The sequence below is a fragment of the Pseudoxanthomonas sp. CCNWLW251 genome, assembly GCF_037402255.1.
Taxonomy (GTDB): domain Bacteria; phylum Pseudomonadota; class Gammaproteobacteria; order Xanthomonadales; family Xanthomonadaceae; genus Pseudoxanthomonas_A.
Genome location: NZ_JBBEGA010000001.1, coordinates 1,119,334 through 1,137,251 on the forward strand (window position 1 = coordinate 1,119,334; position 17,918 = coordinate 1,137,251).

Annotated in this window: 16 protein-coding genes; 10 read left to right on the plus strand and 6 right to left on the minus strand. The window is 64.6% G+C overall.

Annotation, left to right across the window (positions count from 1 at the left end; translation table 11 throughout):
• Nucleotides 1-30: 30 nt before the first annotated feature.
• On the minus strand, nucleotides 31-1,278 hold the full coding sequence (locus WBN46_RS05310) for a threonine/serine exporter family protein (protein WP_192201227.1): 1,248 nt from the start codon (nucleotides 1,276-1,278) through the stop codon (nucleotides 31-33).
• An 84-nt stretch (nucleotides 1,279-1,362) separates the two neighbouring features.
• Between WBN46_RS05310 and WBN46_RS05315 the strand changes: the two genes are divergently transcribed.
• From WBN46_RS05315 to WBN46_RS05335, 5 genes are read left to right on the plus strand one after another with little or no spacing between them, the layout of a single operon-like run.
• Complete coding sequence (locus tag WBN46_RS05315; RefSeq protein ID WP_337730598.1) at nucleotides 1,363-2,253, plus strand: DMT family transporter; 891 nt, start codon at nucleotides 1,363-1,365, stop codon at nucleotides 2,251-2,253.
• Nucleotides 2,250-3,365 carry an ABC transporter permease gene (locus WBN46_RS05320; protein ID WP_337730599.1) on the plus strand — a complete coding sequence of 372 codons (1,116 nt, stop codon included), beginning with the start codon at nucleotides 2,250-2,252 and terminating at the stop codon, nucleotides 3,363-3,365. Before WBN46_RS05315 ends, WBN46_RS05320 begins: the two co-directional genes overlap by 4 nt.
• Nucleotides 3,366-3,371: 6 nt before the next feature.
• Complete coding sequence (locus WBN46_RS05325; protein ID WP_337730600.1) at nucleotides 3,372-4,181, plus strand: ABC transporter ATP-binding protein; 810 nt, start codon at nucleotides 3,372-3,374, stop codon at nucleotides 4,179-4,181.
• 3 nt (nucleotides 4,182-4,184) lie between these two features.
• Complete coding sequence (locus tag WBN46_RS05330; RefSeq protein WP_192200220.1) at nucleotides 4,185-5,111, plus strand: MlaD family protein; 927 nt, start codon at nucleotides 4,185-4,187, stop codon at nucleotides 5,109-5,111.
• Nucleotides 5,108-5,737 carry an ABC-type transport auxiliary lipoprotein family protein gene (locus WBN46_RS05335; RefSeq protein WP_337730601.1) on the plus strand — a complete coding sequence of 210 codons (630 nt, stop codon included), beginning with the start codon at nucleotides 5,108-5,110 and terminating at the stop codon, nucleotides 5,735-5,737. The genes WBN46_RS05330 and WBN46_RS05335 overlap by 4 nt, the downstream gene beginning before the upstream one ends.
• 24 nt (nucleotides 5,738-5,761) lie before the next feature.
• Here the strand turns inward: WBN46_RS05335 and WBN46_RS05340 are convergent, their stop codons facing one another.
• Nucleotides 5,762-6,385 carry an alpha-ketoglutarate-dependent dioxygenase AlkB gene (locus WBN46_RS05340; protein WP_337730602.1) on the minus strand — a complete coding sequence of 208 codons (624 nt, stop codon included), beginning with the start codon at nucleotides 6,383-6,385 and terminating at the stop codon, nucleotides 5,762-5,764.
• 83 nt (nucleotides 6,386-6,468) lie between these two features.
• On the opposite strand from WBN46_RS05340, the gene WBN46_RS05345 reads away from it, so the two are divergent.
• Together WBN46_RS05345 and WBN46_RS05350 are read left to right on the plus strand one after the other, a co-directional pair.
• Nucleotides 6,469-8,079 carry an electron transfer flavoprotein-ubiquinone oxidoreductase gene (locus WBN46_RS05345; protein ID WP_337730603.1) on the plus strand — a complete coding sequence of 537 codons (1,611 nt, stop codon included), beginning with the start codon at nucleotides 6,469-6,471 and terminating at the stop codon, nucleotides 8,077-8,079.
• A 7-nt stretch (nucleotides 8,080-8,086) separates the two neighbouring features.
• On the plus strand, nucleotides 8,087-10,126 hold the full coding sequence (locus tag WBN46_RS05350) for a glycoside hydrolase family 99-like domain-containing protein (RefSeq protein ID WP_337730604.1): 2,040 nt from the start codon (nucleotides 8,087-8,089) through the stop codon (nucleotides 10,124-10,126).
• 92 nt (nucleotides 10,127-10,218) lie between these two features.
• Here WBN46_RS05350 and WBN46_RS05355 read toward each other — a convergent pair whose 3' ends face one another.
• From WBN46_RS05355 to WBN46_RS05365, 3 genes are all read right to left on the minus strand, one after another.
• A complete protein-coding gene (locus tag WBN46_RS05355; RefSeq protein WP_337730605.1) occupies nucleotides 10,219-12,585 on the minus strand; it encodes a reprolysin-like metallopeptidase in 2,367 nt (788 codons plus the stop codon).
• 179 nt (nucleotides 12,586-12,764) lie between these two features.
• Nucleotides 12,765-13,400: a CoA transferase subunit B gene (locus tag WBN46_RS05360; protein WP_337730606.1), complete on the minus strand. Its 636-nt coding sequence runs from the start codon at nucleotides 13,398-13,400 to the stop codon at nucleotides 12,765-12,767.
• Nucleotides 13,400-14,131, minus strand: a complete 732-nt coding sequence (locus tag WBN46_RS05365; protein WP_337730607.1) for a CoA transferase subunit A — start codon at nucleotides 14,129-14,131, stop codon at nucleotides 13,400-13,402. Before WBN46_RS05365 ends, WBN46_RS05360 begins: the two co-directional genes overlap by 1 nt.
• A 112-nt stretch (nucleotides 14,132-14,243) precedes the next feature.
• Between WBN46_RS05365 and WBN46_RS05370 the strand changes: the two genes are divergently transcribed.
• From WBN46_RS05370 to WBN46_RS05380, 3 genes are all read left to right on the plus strand, one after another.
• Nucleotides 14,244-15,176 carry a hypothetical protein gene (locus WBN46_RS05370; protein WP_337730608.1) on the plus strand — a complete coding sequence of 311 codons (933 nt, stop codon included), beginning with the start codon at nucleotides 14,244-14,246 and terminating at the stop codon, nucleotides 15,174-15,176.
• A 76-nt stretch (nucleotides 15,177-15,252) separates the two neighbouring features.
• Nucleotides 15,253-15,999 (plus strand): electron transfer flavoprotein subunit beta/FixA family protein, encoded by a 747-nt coding sequence (locus tag WBN46_RS05375; protein ID WP_337730609.1) that lies wholly within the window; start codon nucleotides 15,253-15,255, stop codon nucleotides 15,997-15,999.
• The gene (locus WBN46_RS05380; protein ID WP_337730610.1) at nucleotides 15,999-16,940 is read left to right on the plus strand and encodes an electron transfer flavoprotein subunit alpha/FixB family protein; all 942 of its coding nucleotides are present in this window, start codon (nucleotides 15,999-16,001) and stop codon (nucleotides 16,938-16,940) included. Before WBN46_RS05375 ends, WBN46_RS05380 begins: the two co-directional genes overlap by 1 nt.
• Before the next feature lie 54 nt (nucleotides 16,941-16,994).
• Here the strand turns inward: WBN46_RS05380 and WBN46_RS05385 are convergent, their stop codons facing one another.
• Nucleotides 16,995-17,918, minus strand: coding sequence for a methyltransferase domain-containing protein (locus WBN46_RS05385; RefSeq protein ID WP_337730611.1), 924 nt, complete (start codon nucleotides 17,916-17,918; stop codon nucleotides 16,995-16,997).

Below are 17,918 nucleotides of genomic sequence, written 5' to 3' on the forward strand. Positions count from 1 at the left end.
GTGCACTCCCGCGCATCTCCAACGGTATCGTCAGAGATTCTTGCGCGACGAAATCAGCAGGTTGCCGAACAGAAGACCTGCCACCAGCGCCATCACCACGTTGGTGACGGCCAGCAGCGCCGACTGTCCCACGCCCACATCCTGCTGCTGCACCAGGGTCAGCAGGCCGCGCAGGCTGGTGCTGCCGGGTACGAGCATCAGGATGCCGGGCACGCGGATCAATGCCCCGGGACGGTTGGCCCAGCGCGCGAACGCATTGCCTGCTGCGGTCAGCGTCAGCGCCGACAGGAAGATGCCTACCGGACTGCCCCACGCCTGGCCGGCGTAGCGCGAGATGCTGTAGCCGGCGATGGCCGCTGCCATCACCCAGAAATAATCGCGGCGGTGCGCCTTGAACAGCACGGCGAAGGCATACGCCGCCACGATCATCGCGCCCCACTCCACCCACTCCGGCTGTGGCCGCGATGCGCGCACCTCCGGATACAGGCCCAGCAGCTGCGCCAACGTCACCGCGATCATGCTGCCCACCGTCAGCTTCAGCACCGTGGCCATCGCGCCCGCGAAACGGGCCACGCCGGATACAAGGTGCTGGCTGGTCAGTTCGTTCACTGCATTGGTCAGCGCCATGCCGGGCAGCAGCACGATCAGCGAGGCGATGATCACCGTGTTGAGATTCAGTGGCGCGATGAAGTTGGCCACCAGGATCGCCACGAAGCCGGCCACCAGCGCCGAGATCGCATCGCTGGCCTCCTTCATCTGCGGGCGACGGGCGATCAGTTCACCGAGCACCCCGATGATCACGCCGATAAGGCCCGCGGTGGCCATGTCCAGCCACGGCAGCCGCCACAGCCCTGCCACGGCCGCTGCCGCCAGCCCCGAGGCGAAGATCTGCATGGCCCTCCAGCGCAGGCTGGGCGTGCGGTCCAGCGCGCGCAGCGCGGTGTGGCCCTGGGCGATGCTCATCTGCCCGGACGACACCGCATCCGCGATGCGGTCCGCCTCGCTCAGCTTGTGCAGGTCGGTCTCGCCGGGCGCCAAACGGATGACCCGGGTGCTGTCGCTCGCCCCCAGCGGGCGCGCGGGATCGCTGAAACTCAGGATCAGGCCGGTCGGATTCGACCACGGCTCGCAGTCCAGGCCGAGGCGTTGGGACAGGCCTACTACCGTTCCCTCCAGCCGCTGCGCGGTGGTGCCGTAGCTGTGCAGGCGCCCGGCGATCTCGCACACGAAGGCGATGCGCTGGGCGTAAGTGGCGGAAAGCAGCATGTCGTCGGCCATCGGCACAGTATCGCCCAAGTGCCATCCCGTGGCTTCACGCATGCCTGCTTACACTACGCATCGGCGATGGGGTCAGGGGGCACGGTGGGAATCGGCGAAGCGATGGCGCTCGGCAGTGCCGCCGCGTGGGCGGTGGGCGTGATCCTTGCGCGGCAACTGGGCGTGCACCTGCCTCCGCTCACCCTCAACCTGCTCAAGAACGGACTGGTGCTGTGCGTGCTGGCGCCGGTGGCGTTGCTGCTGTACGCCGGTGCGTGGCCCGTGATGCCGGTGCGCGACATGCTCATCGTGCTGGCCAGCGGCGTGATCGGCATCGCCTTGGCGGACACGCTGTATTTCCGCGCGCTCAACGAACTCGGCGCCGGGCGCATGGGCGTCATCGGCAATCTTTACAGTCCGCTCGTGCTGCTGCTGGGCTTCGTGTTCCTGGACGAACGCCTCGGCGGCATGCAATGGCTGGGCTTCGCCCTGGTGGCCGGCGGCGTGCTGCTGGTCAGCATTCCCGCGCGCGGGCAGGCGGCCCGTCCGCAGCACACGCTGCGCGGCATCCTGTTGGGCCTGCTGGCGATCGCATTGATGGCGGTCGCCATCGTGATGGTGAAGCGCACGCTGGAGACGCAACCCTTGCTGTGGGTGACGCTGCTGCGCCTGTGCGGCGCGATGGTGGGCCTGCTGTTCCTTGCGTCGCTGCCCTCCATGCGCCAGCGCATGCGCTTCGTGCCGCGCGATGTCGCCTGGCATCGGCTCGTGCTGGCGGCGCTCGTGGGCCAGGGCTTGTCGATGGTGCTGTGGCTGGGCGGCTACAAGTTCACCTCGGCCTCCGTGGCGGCCATCCTCAACGAGTCCGCCTCGGTCTTCCTTGTGGTGCTCGCCGCCCTGTGGCTGCGCGAACCCATGGGCCATCGTGCGTTTGTAGGCGTGCTGCTCACGTTCAGCGGGATAGCCTGTATGCTCCTTGGCCGAGCGACGCCATGACCCCCGCCCTTGCCCGCCCGCAGTACGAATCCGATCCCGGCGACCCCCGGCGCGCAAAGCTGGCGGGCGACTGGACGCTTGCCAGCGCGCTGACGGTGGCCGAGCAGCTGGGCACGCTGCCGGACGCGGTCAACCGGCTCGATGCCACCGCCATCGGCCGGATCGACTCGGCCGGCGTGCTGCAACTGCTGAGGTTCGCCAAGCGCCGCGGGATGGAACTGTCGGACATCGAGTTCCGCGCCGACCATCGCGCGCTGGTCAGCACCATTGAAGATGTCGCCGACGACCGGCCGCCACGCAAGCGCGACTACGGTGTGCTGGCCGCACTCTCGCGCCTGGGTTACCGCGTGCACGAGAACGGCCAGGAAATCGTCGCACTGCTGAGCTTCACGGGCGAGAACCTGGTCAAGCTGGTCCGCATGGTGAAGGAGCCCCGCCGCTTCCGTCCCACCGCCACCGTGGCGCACATGGAAGCCGTAGGCCTGGATGCCGTGCCGCTGGTGATCCTGTTGTCTTACATGGTCGGCGCGGTGATCGCGTTTCTCGGCTCCACCGTGCTGCGCGACTTCGGCGCGGAAATCTACGTGGTGGAACTGGTCAGCATCGCGTTCCTGCGTGAATTCGCCGTGCTGATGACCGCCATCGTGCTCGCCGGGCGCACCGCCTCGGCTTTCACCGCGCAGATCGGCGCGATGAAGAGTCGCGAGGAAATCGATGCGATCCGCACGCTGGGCCTGGATCCAATCGACCTGCTGGTGATCCCGCGCCTGATCGCGCTGCTGGTGATGCTGCCGCTGCTGACCTTCATTTCGATGATGGCGGGCCTGGCCGGCGGTGTCACCGTCGGCGCATTCGACCTCGGCATCCCGCCGCAGATGTACATCGCGCGGATGCACGACACCATCGAGGTGAAGCATTTCCTGGTGGGCCTGTCGAAGGCGCCGATATTCGCTCTGGTGATCGGCCTGATCGGCTGCCTGGAGGGGCTGCAGGTGGAGGGAACCGCCCAGTCCGTCGGCGAACGCACCACGTCCAGCGTGGTGCAGACCATCTCGCTGGTGATCATCATCGACGCGCTGGCCGCGTTGTGGTTCATGCACATGGGCTGGTGACGACACATGGCCGATGAATCCCCCATCATCCAGGTGCGTGGTCTGGTCAACCGCTTCGGCGAGCAGACCGTGCACGAAGGCCTGGACCTGGACGTCCGGCGCGGCGAGATCCTCGGCGTGGTCGGCGGCTCCGGCACGGGCAAATCGGTGCTGATGCGTTCCATCCTCGGGCTGCGCGAGCCCAACGAGGGCGAGATTTCCGTGTTGGGCGTGAACGCACGTTCGGGCGACCAGGCCGAACGCCAGCACATCGAACGCAACACCGGCGTGCTGTTCCAGGATGGCGCGTTGTTCTCCTCGCTGACGGTGGGTGAGAACGTGCAGGTGCCGCTGAAGGAACACCACCCGGAGCTGCCTGACAGCTGGCGCTACGAACTGGCCTTGCTGAAGGTGAAGCTGGCAGGCCTGCCCGCCGACGCCATCAACAAGCTGCCATCGCAGCTGTCGGGCGGCATGCGCAAGCGTGCCGGCCTGGCGCGTGCGTTGGCGCTGGACCCGCCGCTGCTGTTCCTGGACGAGCCCACGGCCGGCCTGGACCCGATCGGCGCGGCGGCGTTCGACCGCCTGATCAAGACATTGCAGGAAGCCCTGGGCTTGACGGTCTTCCTGATCACCCACGACCTCGACACGCTGTACGCCATCTGCGACCGCGTCGCGGTACTGGCGGACCAGCGGGTCATCACGATAGCGCCCCTGCACGAAGTGGAGCGCTTCGATCATCCCTGGGTGCAGGAGTACTTCCACGGTCCCCGCGCGCGCGCCGCGCGCGACGGACAGCAGGCCCCCGGGGCCCTCAACACGCAAACGGCGGTCTGATCCATGGAAACACGCGCCAACTACGTCCTCATCGGGGCCTTCACCCTCATCATCGCCAGCGCACTGCTGCTGTTCGGCCTGTGGGCGGCGAAGTACTCCTCCGAACGGACCTGGCAGGAGTACCAGGTGGTCTTCCGCGAGGCGGTGACCGGCCTGACCGTGGGCAGCCCGGTGCAGTACAACGGCATCGCGGTGGGCTCGATCACCAAGCTCTCGCTGGCGCCCAACGACCCGCGCCAGGTGATCGCGCGCATCCGGGTGGAGTCCTACACACCGGTCAAGACCGACACTCGCGCGAAACTGGCCATCACCAGCCTCACCGGCCCCACCATCATCCAGCTCAGCGGCGGCACGCCGCAGGCCCCCTCGCTGACCAGCGTCGACACGCGCGAGGCGCCGGTGATCCAGACCGCGCCATCCGCGCTGCAGAACATCACCGACACCGCCAACCGCATCGTCGAACGCCTCGACCAGGCGCTCAGCGACAAGAATGTCGCCAGCATCACGGCCACGCTGGAGAACCTGGAGTCGATGAGCAATTCGCTGGCCAGCCGCGAAGATGGCCTGGAGTCGCTGATCGTCAGCGCCCGCGATGCCGCCCAGAACCTGGACAAGACCCTCACCACCACCAACGGCACCATCGAACGCCTGGACAAGAACCTGGTGCGCGAATTGCCGGGGATCCTCGACAAGCTGGAAAGAACGCTCGCGAAACTGGATTCCGCCGCCGGCAACGCCGATGCGATCCTGGGAGAGAACCGCGCCGCGATCAACAGCTTCGCCAACGATGGCCTGGGCCAGCTCGGCCCCACGCTGACCGAACTGCGCGGCCTGGTGCGCGACCTGCGCCGCGTCAGCGACCGCCTCGAAGGCAACCCCGCACGCTACCTGCTCGGCCGCGACGCACCCAAGGAGTTCGACCCGAAATGAAGCCGCAGCGATTCCTCCTCGCCCTGCCCTTTGCGCTCGCGCTGGCTGGCTGCTCCATCCTGGGCAGCGAACAGCGGGACCCCGTGACCATCTACGCGCCCGATGTCCGCGTGCCCGCGCGGGCGGACTGGCCCAACGTTGCGTGGTCGCTCGTCATCGCCAAGCCCACGGCTGCACGCGTGATCGACAGCCCGCGCATCAGCGTGCGGCCGATGCCCGGCGAACTGCAGGTCTATCGCGGTGTGTCATGGGCACTGCCGGCGACCGACATGTTGCAGGATGCGGTGCAGCGCACGCTGGAGGATTCGGGCCGGATTCCCGCCGTCGCCAGTGCCGACGCCGGCATCCTGGGCGACTACCGGCTGGTCATGGACCTGCGCCGTTTCGAGGCCGATTACGCGGGTAGCGCACAGCCGGAGGCCGTCGTCGAAGTGAACGCCAAGCTGGTCAACAACCGCGACCAGCGTGTCGTCGCGTCGCGCACCTTCCTGCAGCAGCGTCCTGCGGGCGGGATCGACGTCGCCCAGGTGGCGACAGCCTTTGAGCAGGCGCTGGAAGCGGCGACCGCCGACATCGTCGGCTGGGTGCTCGTGTCCGGCAACGGCGATCCCAAGGCTGCCCGCTGATCCACGCAGCGCGCAGAGCCGGCATCAGCGGCGACGCGCGGGTTCGATCCAGCGGAACGTCAGGTTGATGCGCGGCGCCACCTCGCGCGCCGTGCGCGGGAGTGCATGCCGGTACAGATGCTGTGTATCGCCCGCCATCACCAGCAGGCTCCCGTGAGGCAGTTCGAACGTGCGGTGCAATGTCGCATCCTGACGATGCTTCAACGCAAAGCGGCGCACGCCGCCCAGGCTGACCGATGCGATGGCCGGCTGCGGTCCAAGCTCCGGCTCGTCGTCGCTGTGCCACCCCATCGCATCGCGCCCGGTGCGGTACAGATTCGCCAGCACGCTGTTGAAGGGCATCTCGAGCTCTCTCTCGAGACGCTCCCGCAGCGCCGACAATGCCTCCGTCCAGGGATGCGGCGCGAAGTCGGTCCCCGAGTACCGGTAGGTCGCGGCCGGGTCGCCGATCCACGCGCTGAGCCGTGGGGAGTCGACCGTACGTCCGAACATCCGGAGGCGGTGCACGCTCCAGGGCAAGGTGTCGCGCAACTCGTCGAAGAGCCGGTCAGCCCGCTCGCGCTCTAGCCAGTCAGGCAGGAGTGTCAGCGACGCGCCAGGCAGGGCCACATCGATTCCATTCGCAGGCAGCGGCAGCGGTATGGTCATGGGGAGGATGCTGGCGGATTTGCCCCGCCCGGTGCAAACCCCGAAAATACCGGCAGCCTAATGCCACGCTGGAGCTGAACCCGATGTCCGATGTCGAACGCGATGTGATGGAGTACGACGTCGTGACGGTCGGCGCGGGCCCTGCGGGTCTCGCGTTCGCCATCCGGCTGAAGCAGCTCAACCCGGATGCCTCGGTCTGCGTGATCGAGAAGGCCAGCACCATCGGCGCGCACATCCTGTCGGGCGCCGTGATCGAACCGGCGCCGCTGGACGCGCTGCTCCCGGGCTGGCGCGACAATCCGCCGCCGGTCTGTGTGCCGGCCACGGACGATGAGTTCTGGTACTTCAGCAAGGACGGTGGCCGCAAGTTCCCGATCGTGCCGCCCGGGATGCGCAACCACGGCAACTTCATCGTATCGCTCGGCGCCATGTGCGCCTGGCTGGCGCCGCAGGCCGAAGCGCTGGGCGTCGAGATCTATCCGGGCTTCGCTGCCGCCGAAACGTTGCATGACGACGACGGCAAGGTCGTCGGCGTGCGCATCGGCGACATGGGCATCGCGAAGGACGGCACGCACAAATCCGGTTACACACAGGGCATCGACATCCGCGCCAAGGTCACCGTGCTGGCCGAAGGCGCGCGCGGCCACTTGACCAAGCGACTGGTGAAGCGCTTCACGTTGGACCAGGATAGCGACCCGCAGGCGTACTCGATCGGCATCAAGGAACTGTGGCAGGTGCCCGAAGGCCGCGTCACCCCGGGCAAGATCGTGCACACGCTCGGCTGGCCGGCCAGCAACGACATCTACGGGGGCAGCTTCCTCTACCACCTGGAGAACAACCAGATCGCGCTCGGCTACGTCAGCGGCCTGGACTACAAGGACCCCGAGTACAAACCATGGGAGGCCTTCCAGCAGTGGAAGAACCACCCGCTGATCAAGCCGATCCTTGAAGGCGGCAGCATTCTTTCCGCCGGCGCGCGCGCCATCGTGACTGGCGGCTGGCAGTCGCTGCCGAAGGTGGAGATGCCCGGCGCCCTGCTGATCGGCGACACCGCCGGCCTGCTCAACGTGCCCAAGATCAAGGGCACGCACCAGGCGATCCGCAGCGGCATGCTGGCAGCCGAGCACCTGGTGTCGTCGCAGCTGGCGCCCGAGGGTTTCGACGCGAAACTGCGCGCATCCGATGCAGTGACCGAATTGAAGTCCGTCCGCAACATCAAGCCCGGCTTCAAGAAAGGCCTGTGGTTCGGCATGGCCAACGCCGCGTGGGAAACCGCCGTCGGTGGTCGTTCGCCGTGGACACTGAAAGTCACGCCTGACTGGTCCTCGCTCGACAAGATCGGCGAGTACGAAGAACCCAGCCGCGACTACGTGGACCGTACGCTCGCCCCGCGCGACCGCCTGCAGGGCGTCTACTACGCCGCCACCGAACACGACGAGGACCAGCCCGTGCACCTGCGCGTGCACGACACCTCTGTCTGCGTCACCCGCTGCGCCGCCGAATACGACAACCCCTGCACACGCTTCTGCCCGGCAGGCGTGTACGAGATCGTCGACGACGGCACCGGCAAGCGCCTGCAGATCAACGCTGCCAACTGCGTGCACTGCAAGACCTGCGACATCAAGGACCCCTACCAGATCATCGACTGGGTGACGCCGGAAGGCGGCTCGGGGCCGAATTACCAGAATCTGTAGGAACACCGTGTCGAACCCCCTGTCCCGACGCCTTCGCACCACGCTGTTCTACGCGCTGCGGACCGCCTTCCGCCTGACGCCCATGCCGCAAGGCACGCGCGACCGCCTGCGCCAACGCTTCCTGGACACGAGAGGTCATTGGGTGCCTGAAGGACCGAAAGGCCAAGCTCCGACAGGCGACCTGCCACGACGGCCCTATGTGCGTTCCGATGAACGCGCCATCGGCTACGTGCCCTACGAGAAAGGCGAACTGCCGGATCCGCTACCCGCTACGCTCGTCGCCTTCTACCTCCCGCAATTCCACACCATCCCCGAGAACGACGAATGGTGGGGCAAGGGTTTCACCGAGTGGCGCAACGTCACTCGCGCTCTTCCGCAATTCGAAGGTCACTACCAGCCCAGACTGCCCGGTGACCTCGGCTTCTACGACTTGCGCAACGTCGAGGTCATGCACGAGCAGGCACGCCTTGCCCGCGAATACGGCATCAGCGCGTTCTGCTTCTACTTCTACTGGTTCGGCGGCAAGACCCTGCTGGAAACGCCGCTTCGCAACTGGCTGAACGACAAGACCATCGATCTGAAGTTCTGCCTGTGCTGGGCCAACGAGAAGTGGACCCGCACGTGGGATGGGCGTGGCGACGAGATCCTGATCGATCAGCAACATTCGCCCGAGGATGACATCGCGTTCATTGAACATGTCGCGGAGTACATGCGGGATCCGCGATATCTGCGGGTGGATGGGAGGCCTGCGCTACTAATCTATCGACCCGGGATGTTTCCTGACGCGATATCCACCACGGCACGCTGGCGTGCGTGGTGCCTCGCACATGATCTGGGAGAAGTACAGTTGATATACGTCCAAGCCTTCGACAAGGTAAATCCTCGGGACTTGGGTTTTGATGCAGCAGTGCAGTTCCCCCCTCTGCAGTCCAATCCATGCCTCATGACTGATTCTGCAATACTGACCAACCCCGGCTATGCCGGTGATATCGTGTCTTGGCGCGAGGCGCGTGAACACTTCCGCCATGCGGCAGCGACGAGTTACCCTCTCTACCAAGGCGTCAACCCAAGCTGGGACAATGAAGCTCGGCGACCCGGGCGAGGTAGGTGCCTGCACGGCGCATCGCCTAGCCGGTATGGCAAGTGGTTGGCGGACACCGTAGAGAACGTGCGTTCGTCGTCAGTGGACAATCCTATTTTCATTAACGCATGGAATGAGTGGGCAGAAGGCGCGATACTCGAACCTGATGCTTCGCAAGGATATGCATATCTCGACGCCACTCGTCGCGCACTATGCAGCAGCAGCGTCGCTAACCAATCAAGAATTGTCATCCATGCTTGGTACCTGGACGTACTAGACGACCTTCTCGAGCAGCTCCGCGATTGGCCTTCTGCCCCGCCATTGTTTGTTACTGCGGCAGAGCCGGTATTCCAGCAAGTCGAAGAGCGACTAAGAGCTTCGGGCTTTCCGTATCAGCTGATGAAAGTCGAGAATCGGGGCCGAGATATTCAGCCATTCCTGCAAGCCGCAAACCGCCTACTAGGGCAGGGCGTTGAAGTGGTGCTTAAACTACACACTAAAAAGTCTATACATCTCACTACTGGTGATGAATGGCGGCGCAAGATGGTTGACGCACTTGCATTAAAAGGGCACGGAGACGCGATCCTGTCCGCACTGTCTAGAGACCGCACACTGGGGCTAGTGAGCCCACACGCGCACCACTTCGATGTTAAGCGTCATTTGGGAGCCAACGCCTCAAATATGCAGCACATCTCTTGGCTGACGGCACTAAAACCGAGTGACAGCAAGTGGTTCGCGGCTGGTAGCATGTTTTGGGTGCGACTGAAGGCATTGGCACCATTGATCGAATGCGGCCTGCGCACTTCTGACTTCGAGCAAGAGCGAGGACAAATCGATGGGACTGTCGCGCATGCGATTGAGCGCCTATTTGCCGCCTGCATTGAAGACTCGGGCTACCGGATGGCGACAACCACCGAGGTCATCAGGAGCAACGGACATCCCCCCGCCAACTCTCCCCACGTTTGATGACCAAATCCACTGAGCATGAGGCCGAACCGGTACAAATACGAAGGTCGCCATTGGCGACCTTCGCAATAACTTACTGGCGGATAGCCGACTCAGTAGGCGGGGCCCAACTCGAAGTCCCACACCGTCTGCGTCGACGAAATGGTCAGGGAAGTGGCTGCATTAGCCACAAAGGTCTGGAACGTGCTAGCTGCAGACAAGACATGAACCTCAACCCTGCCTGAGCCGCCACGCAGCGGAATGTAATACAAATCGACCTTCCCGTCCCGATCATAATCTCCAAGCTCGAATTCATACGCATTCGTAGCCGGCACCTGAGCCAACGGCGTCGCTGCATTCAGTAGGAACGATTGGAAGGTCGTGGCCCCGCTCATTACGTGGACTTCAACCCGACCAGAAGCCCCGGCACGATGAATCGCATACAGGTCTGGGGCATTGTCCCCATTGTAGTCAGCAACTTCGAAATTCCATTCGTATCCAGTCCCCGTGCGAGCAAGCGGAGTTGTCGAATTCACTAGAAAACCCTGAAAGGAACTAGCGCCATTGAGTACATGGACTTCCGTACGACCAGAAGCACCCTGCTTGCTGATGGCATAGAGATCAAGGGCTCCGTCCCGATTATAGTCCCCGAGCTGAAAGTCCCAGGAGCGGTCAGAGCCAGTCTGGCCTAGCGGTGTAGCGACGTTTGCAAGGAACGTGCTGAAGTTGGTAGCTCCACTCAGCACATGCACCTCAGTTCTTCCCGAGGCTCCATTTTTCGAGATGGCGTAAAGATCCAACCTACCATCCCGATTGTAGTCGCCAAGCAAGAATTTCCAGGAATTATCGGAGCCCGTCTGTCCCAAATTGGTCGATATCGCCTTCTCAATTGTCTGGTAGGTACTGGCCTGACCGAACTCGAACATCTCAGTCCTGCCAGAAGCACCCAATTTGGATATCGCGTAAAGCTCAACTGCACCTTCAAACGGGACAATCGTTGACCTAAACTGCGCCACGATAGGAATCGTCTGGTTCAAGCTTCGTGCATTGTCCTCACTGTTCGCCACGCCGCAGGCCAAGTTGCCTGAACCACCGCAGGTGGTCTTGAGCGGCGTAGAGAAGATGCGGTGTGCAATCTGCCCGGTGTCGCCATAAGCCATCACCGTGTAGAAGTTACCGGCGGCGGCGGACGTCTTATAGCCAAAGGAGTATGGATAACGACCATACTGAAGAACCGTGGTGCCATTGGGCCCCGGGGCTGTGGAGTTGGCACGATCATGTGCCGAACCCATCAGATGCGCGGCTTCGTGCACCAACGTCTCGTCGGCGCAGTAGTACGTCTTGCCATCGGTGCCGGTGTCGTAACCATCGCTGATCACGGCATAGCCCCAAGCCGCGTCCGCCGACGTGATGTCCCTCTGGTCTGCACCGTTCAACCACGCGATGCCGCAACCTTCGTTTTCCGGCGTGTTGAACTTGCGCACCAGAATCGCGATGTCGGCACCGTATTGGTCACGCGCCGTCCGCAGGGGCGCCAAGCTGGCCGGTATGGTGACGGGTGAGTTGCCCGTGCTACCGGTCAATTCCCGCAGCGCTGTCTGATTGGTGTTGGTATCGGTGTAGTTGACCTGCAAGGCGTTCACGATTCGCAGGTAGCCATTGACGTCGCTGTTGGCGAAGGCCTGGTTGCCTACCTGAACCAGGAACACCAGACGCGTCGCGGCACCGGAAGCTCCGCCGTTGGCCGTCGCAAACTCAGGGGTGTAGCCGACCGCGACGTCGATCGTATTGGCTGCCGTAGGCGGCGCTGCCTGCGCCACTACGGTGGCGCTCTGGCTGACCTGCGCCGACTGGCCGACGGCCGCCGCCATGGACGAGCGCAGCGAAGCTGCCTCAGGCACCATGATGTCGACATGACCCTTGGTTGCGGACACAACCTTCGACGGATCGGTCTGCACCGCGAACACCTTGCCATTGCGGGTCTGCAGGCTCAGGGCCGGCTTGCCATTGGCTTGTGGAATCGAGCCGAACACGGCCTTCTCACCGAACGTGATGATGGCTTCCTGCATTGGATCGCCGCCAACCACTCGGCCGATCCACGTCCAATTGCCGTCGATCTCTTCAACGTGGCGCTCATAGCGCAGCTTGACCTGGCTGCCATCCGGCGAGGGCACGGTCATTTCGCCGGCAGCGATGCCCTTGAAGGCGTGCGCTTCACTGATCGCGGTCGGGTACCAGGTGTAGGCACCTTCCTGCTTGGTTGGCGCCGCTTTATTGGGGTAGGACAACAGCGAACCGCGGTCAGGCGCGTTGGCGATGGACGCCCCGATCGCTCGAGCCAGGGGGAGCGACGTCGGCAGGCTGCCAGTCGCCTTGCTTGCGGCGACACCACGCATCCCTGCCACGCCCGATTCAGGGCTTTCCCCACTGCACCCGGCCAAAACCAACATCAAGGCGCAAGCGCCGACCCGGAGTTTCATACGTACGCCTCTGAAAAAAAACGGATAGAGCCCCTGAGCTAACACTATAGCCCAGCCGCCGGGCCACAAATAGCCAACAGGTTCGCCTCTCCGCGTTATCGGCCAGAAAGCGTACAGCTGGAAGTCAGACGTGCACCATCGCGCATTGCAACCGGACCTGCATCACGGCATGGCGTGCTTCAGTGGCCGGACCGGAAAGGCACGCCGGTTTTCGCGGCGAGCTCCGCTTCGGTTACGCCATCTGCCATCTCCATCAGCGCCAGTCCGTCGGGGGTGACATCGAAAACGGCCAGGTCCGTGATGATCCTGTCAACAACCCCCAGCCCCGTCAGCGGCAGGTCGCACTGGGGCAGGATCTTGTGGCTCCCGTCCTTGGCCACGTGCTCCATCAGCACCACGATGCGCTTGACGCCGGCCACCAGATCCATGGCGCCGCCCATGCCCTTGACCATCTTGCCCGGGACCATCCAGTTGGCCAGGTCGCCCTTGTCGGTGACCTGCATGGCGCCCAGTACGGCCAGGTCGATGTGGCCGCCGCGGATCATGGCGAAAGAATCGTGGCTGCCGAAGTAGCTGGCACCGGCGCGGGCCGTGACGGTCTGCTTGCCGGCGTTGATCAGGTCGGCGTCGACCTCGTCCTCGGTCGGGAACGGACCGATGCCCAGCAGGCCGTTCTCGGACTGCAGCCACACGTCCATGCCGGCCGGAATATGGTTCGCGACCAGGGTCGGCAGGCCGATGCCCAGGTTCACGTAGGCGCCGTCGGTCAGTTCGCGGGCGGCGCGCTGCGCCATTTCATCGCGGGTCCAGGGCATCACTTGTCTCCTTGGCGGACGGTGCGCTGCTCGATGCGCTTCTCGGGGGACGGGTTGTGGACGATGCGGTCCACGTAGATGCCGGGCAGGTGCACGTGGTCGGGATCGATGGTGCCGATTTCCACCACTTCCTCGACCTCGGCGATGCAGACCTTGCCGGCCATGGCGCAAGCCGGGTTGAAGTTGCGCGCTGTCTTGCGGAAGACCAGGTTGCCGGCCTTGTCGGCCTTCCATGCCTTGACCAGCGATACGTCGGCGGCCAGCGCGGTTTCCATCACGTACCAGTGCTCGCCGAACTGGCGGGTTTCCTTGCCTTCGGCAACAACCGTGCCGTAACCGGTGCGGGTGAAGAACGCCGGGATTCCTGCGCCGCCTGCGCGCAGGCGCTCGGCCAGCGTGCCCTGCGGGTTGAATTCCAGTTCCAGTTCGCCCGAAAGGAATTGGCGCTCGAATTCCTTGTTTTCGCCCACGTAGGACGAAATCATCTTCTTGATCTGCCGGGTTTCCAGCAGCAGGCCCAGGCCGAAGCCGTCCACGCCCGCGTTGTTGGAGATCGCCGTCAACCCCTTCGCGCCGCTGTCCCGCAGCGCGCCGATCAGCGCCTCGGGGATGCCGCACAGGCCGAAGCCGCCGACCGCCAGCGTCTGGCCATCGGCCACCACGCCCTGCAGTGCGGCCGCGGCACTGGGATATAGCTTCTGCTTGCCTCCGGAGGCCGGGTTACCCGCCATGGCGTGATCCATTCGTTGAGGAAGCCTGCATTCTACCCACGCCCCCAAGGGCCACACAGGTACTTTCGGTCAATGGGAATCCGGCACCGGACGTGCGCGTACACTTGCCCGCATGAAGACCCTAGCGCTTGTCACCGCTGTCGCCGCGACCGGCCACGACGATGATCTCGTCCCGCTGCTCGAAGCCTGCGCCGATGCAGGTTTCCACCCGCGCGCCGTGGCCTGGGACGACCCTACCGTGAACTGGGCGCGCTTCGACGCGGTCCTGCTGCGTTCGCCCTGGGACTATACCGAGCGACTGCCCGGGTTCCTGGCCTGGTGCGAGCACGTGGACCGGGTCACGCACCTGATGAATCCGTTGAATGTCGTGCGCTGGAACACCGACAAGCATTACCTCGCGGACCTGGCGACCGTCGGCATCCCGACCGTCCCCACCCACTTCGTCGAACCCGATGCCGAACCCATGGAAGCGCTCTCAGCCTTCCTGGAGGCATTCGACTGCCCGGAGTTCGTCGTCAAACCGGCCGTCAGTGCTGGCGCCCGGGATACCCATCGCTACGCGCGCGACCAGCAGTTCGCGGCCGGCAACCATGTCGCGCGCCTGCTCGACCAGGAGCGGAGCGTGATGTTGCAGCCCTACATCGCCTCGGTGGATGAGCAGGGTGAAACCGCGCTGCTCTACTTCGGCGGGCGTTTCAGTCACGCGGCCCGCAAGGGCGCCCAGTTGGCAGCCGGCGAAGGCGCGCGCCAGACGCCGATGGCGTTGGGCGACATCCTGCCAGGCAAGGTCACCCAGGCCGAGGAAGCACTGGCCGAACGCGTACTCGCCGCCACGGCGCGCCTGCGCCAACTGGACACACCGCTGTCTTATGCGCGCGTCGACCTGCTGATCGACGCCGAAGGCCAGCCCCGCCTGCTTGAGCTGGAACTGACCGAACCCTCGCTGTTCTTTGCCCAGGCGCCCGGCAGCGCGGCACGTTTTGCCGGTGTTCTGGCGGAACAGCTGGCGGACGGCACCGTACGGGCTCGCATGGCCCCCGCCTGACGGCTAAAATCCCAAATCTGCCCTCGGCCAGCCGCCGCGGCCGGGCCTCACCGTCGCATACAGGAATTCCCGCAGGATGAAGATTCTCGTCGCCTACAAGCGCGTGGTGGACTACAACGTCCGCATCCAGGTCAAGCCGGACGGCTCCGGCGTGGTCACTGACGGCGTCAAGCTGTCCCCCAATCCCTTCGACGAGATCGCGCTGGAAGAGGCCCTGCGCCTGCGCGACAAGGGCATCGCCACCGAGGTCGTGGTCGCCACCATCGCCCCCGCCGACGCCCAGGCCCACCTGCGCAACGGTCTGGCCATGGGCGCCAACCGCGCCGTCCACGTGGTCACCGACCAGGCCATCCAGCCGCTGACCGCCGCCCGCACGCTGCTGAAGCTGGTCGAGAAGGAATCGCCGGATCTTGTCATCCTCGGCAAGCAGGCCATCGACGACGACGCCAACCAGACCGGCCAGATGCTGGCCACGCTGTGGGGTCGCCCGCAGGCGACCTTCGCCGGCAAGCTCGACATCGCCGACGGCAAGGCCACGGTGGTGCGTGAAGTCGACGCAGGCCTGGAAACGCTGGACGTCGACCTGCCGGCAGTGGTCACCACTGACCTGCGCCTCAACGAGCCGCGCTTCATCAAGTTGCCCGACATCATGAAGGCGAAGAGCAAGCCGCTGGAAACGCTGCAGCTGGCCGACCTCGGCGTCGAATCCGCCGACACCCACAAGACCACCCACTACGCCCCGCCGGCCAAGCGCAGCAAGGGCGTCATGGTGAAGGACGCGGCCGAACTGGTCGCCGCACTCAAGCAGAAGGGGTTGCTGTAATGGCCAAGGTTCTCGTCATCGCCGAACACCTGGACGGCAAGCTCAACGCTTCCACCGCCAAGACCGTCAGCGCCGCCGCCGCCGTGAAGGCCGATGCCATCGACGTGATCGTGTTGGCCGCCGACCCCACGGCCGTCGCCGCCGAAGCCGCGCAGATCGCCGGCGTCGCCAAGGTGCTGGCCGTCGCCAACGCCGCCAACGCGAATGCCATCGCACAGGTACTGGCCCCGCAGATCGCGAAGCTCGCCGCAGGCTACACGCACGTGTTCGCCCCATCGACCACGTTCGGCAAGGACGTGCTGCCCTGCGTCGCCGCCCTCCTCGGCGTCAACCAGGTCTCCGACCTGATGGCCGTGGAAGGCCCGCACACCTTCAAGCGCCCGATCTACGCTGGCAATGCGATCATCACCGTCGAGACCCCGGCCGACCAGACCGTCGTCGCCACCGTGCGTACGGCCTCGTGGCCGGAAGCCGCCAAGGGTGGAAGCGCAACGGTCGAAGCCGCCAGGGCGGATGCGGTCCTGCCGACGCATACGCGTTATGTCGGCCTCGCCGCCGGCAAGTCCGACCGCCCCGACCTGCAGAGCGCCAAGCGCGTCGTCTCCGGTGGTCGCGGCGTGGGCTCGGCCGAGAACTTCAAGGTGATCTACGCCCTGGCCGACAAGCTGGGCGCCGCCGTCGGCGCCTCGCGTGCCGCGGTCGATGCCGGCTACGTGCCGAACGAACTGCAGGTCGGCCAGACCGGCAAGATCATCGCCCCCGAGCTGTACGTGGCTGTCGGCATCTCCGGCGCCATCCAGCACCTGACCGGCATCAAGGACGCCGGCACCATCGTGGCGATCAACAAGGACGGCGAAGCGCCGATCTTCGAGATTGCGGATTTCGGGTTGGTGGGGGATCTGTTCACCTTGTTGCCTGAGCTGGAGGCCACCCTGGACTGATGAAGGATGCAGCGCCGGGCGTCGTCAGGACCCCGGCGCCGTACACAAGGACCGTTACTTAGTGAGACGGAAATAGAACTCGATGTTCCCGTCCCCGGGAAGCGTTGGGTGCGACCAGACCGAGCTCCACGGCGCTACATTCTCCGTGATCCAAGCCACCATCTGGCCGAACGACTCGTAATCCCAGCAGTGATAGTGGATGTCCGCGTGGGCACGCTGTTTTTCTTCCGCGAATTCCCGCAGCGGCCTGCCCTCGGGAACGGGGAGTGCCTTGGAGAAGAACTCGATGAAGTGACCCAGATCGCGAGCCGCATCTGGATGCTGGTGATCCTCTATCAGATGCGAGAGCGGCGTCTTCTCACGCCCGCTGTCGAATGTCTTCTGCATGTCCGGTACAACCAGCAACAGCTGCCCTCCCGGACGCAATGCACGGTAGCAGGATTGCAAGGCGGTAATCGGGCTGACCGTGTGCTCGATGACATGGCAGGCCACCACGAAGTCCAGGGATTCGTCGGCTATACCGTCAAGCGTCTGTAGATTAGTGACGAAATCGGGCCGAACGATCTGGGTCAGTGTCTGGCCAGGATAGAGGTTATCGCGCAACGTCGCGTACGAATAGGCGTCAGCGTAGAGTGTGTGGCACTCCAACGGAATCGGGAACGGCGACGCGCCAGAGCCGAACTCGATCCCGGTCCCACGCAATTCGGAAGCGAGTACTTCCCTCACGTCGGTACTGTCCGCCGCCTCACCCAGCCAGTCGAGATCAGCACCGCTTCTCAGTGGAGCGGCGCTACCATTGGCATAGCTCTTCAGCACCGACTCCGGCACCATCAGAACGTCGTCCGGCCAACGAAAACCGTTCTTGGCAAGCCAGGAAGCGTCCCTGACCCAATGACGCCTTCCATACTCGACGTAGAAAACGCGATCGCCAAACTCAGCGGAGTCCGAGCGAAGCAGGATGCCTGGAAGGCTGGCCAT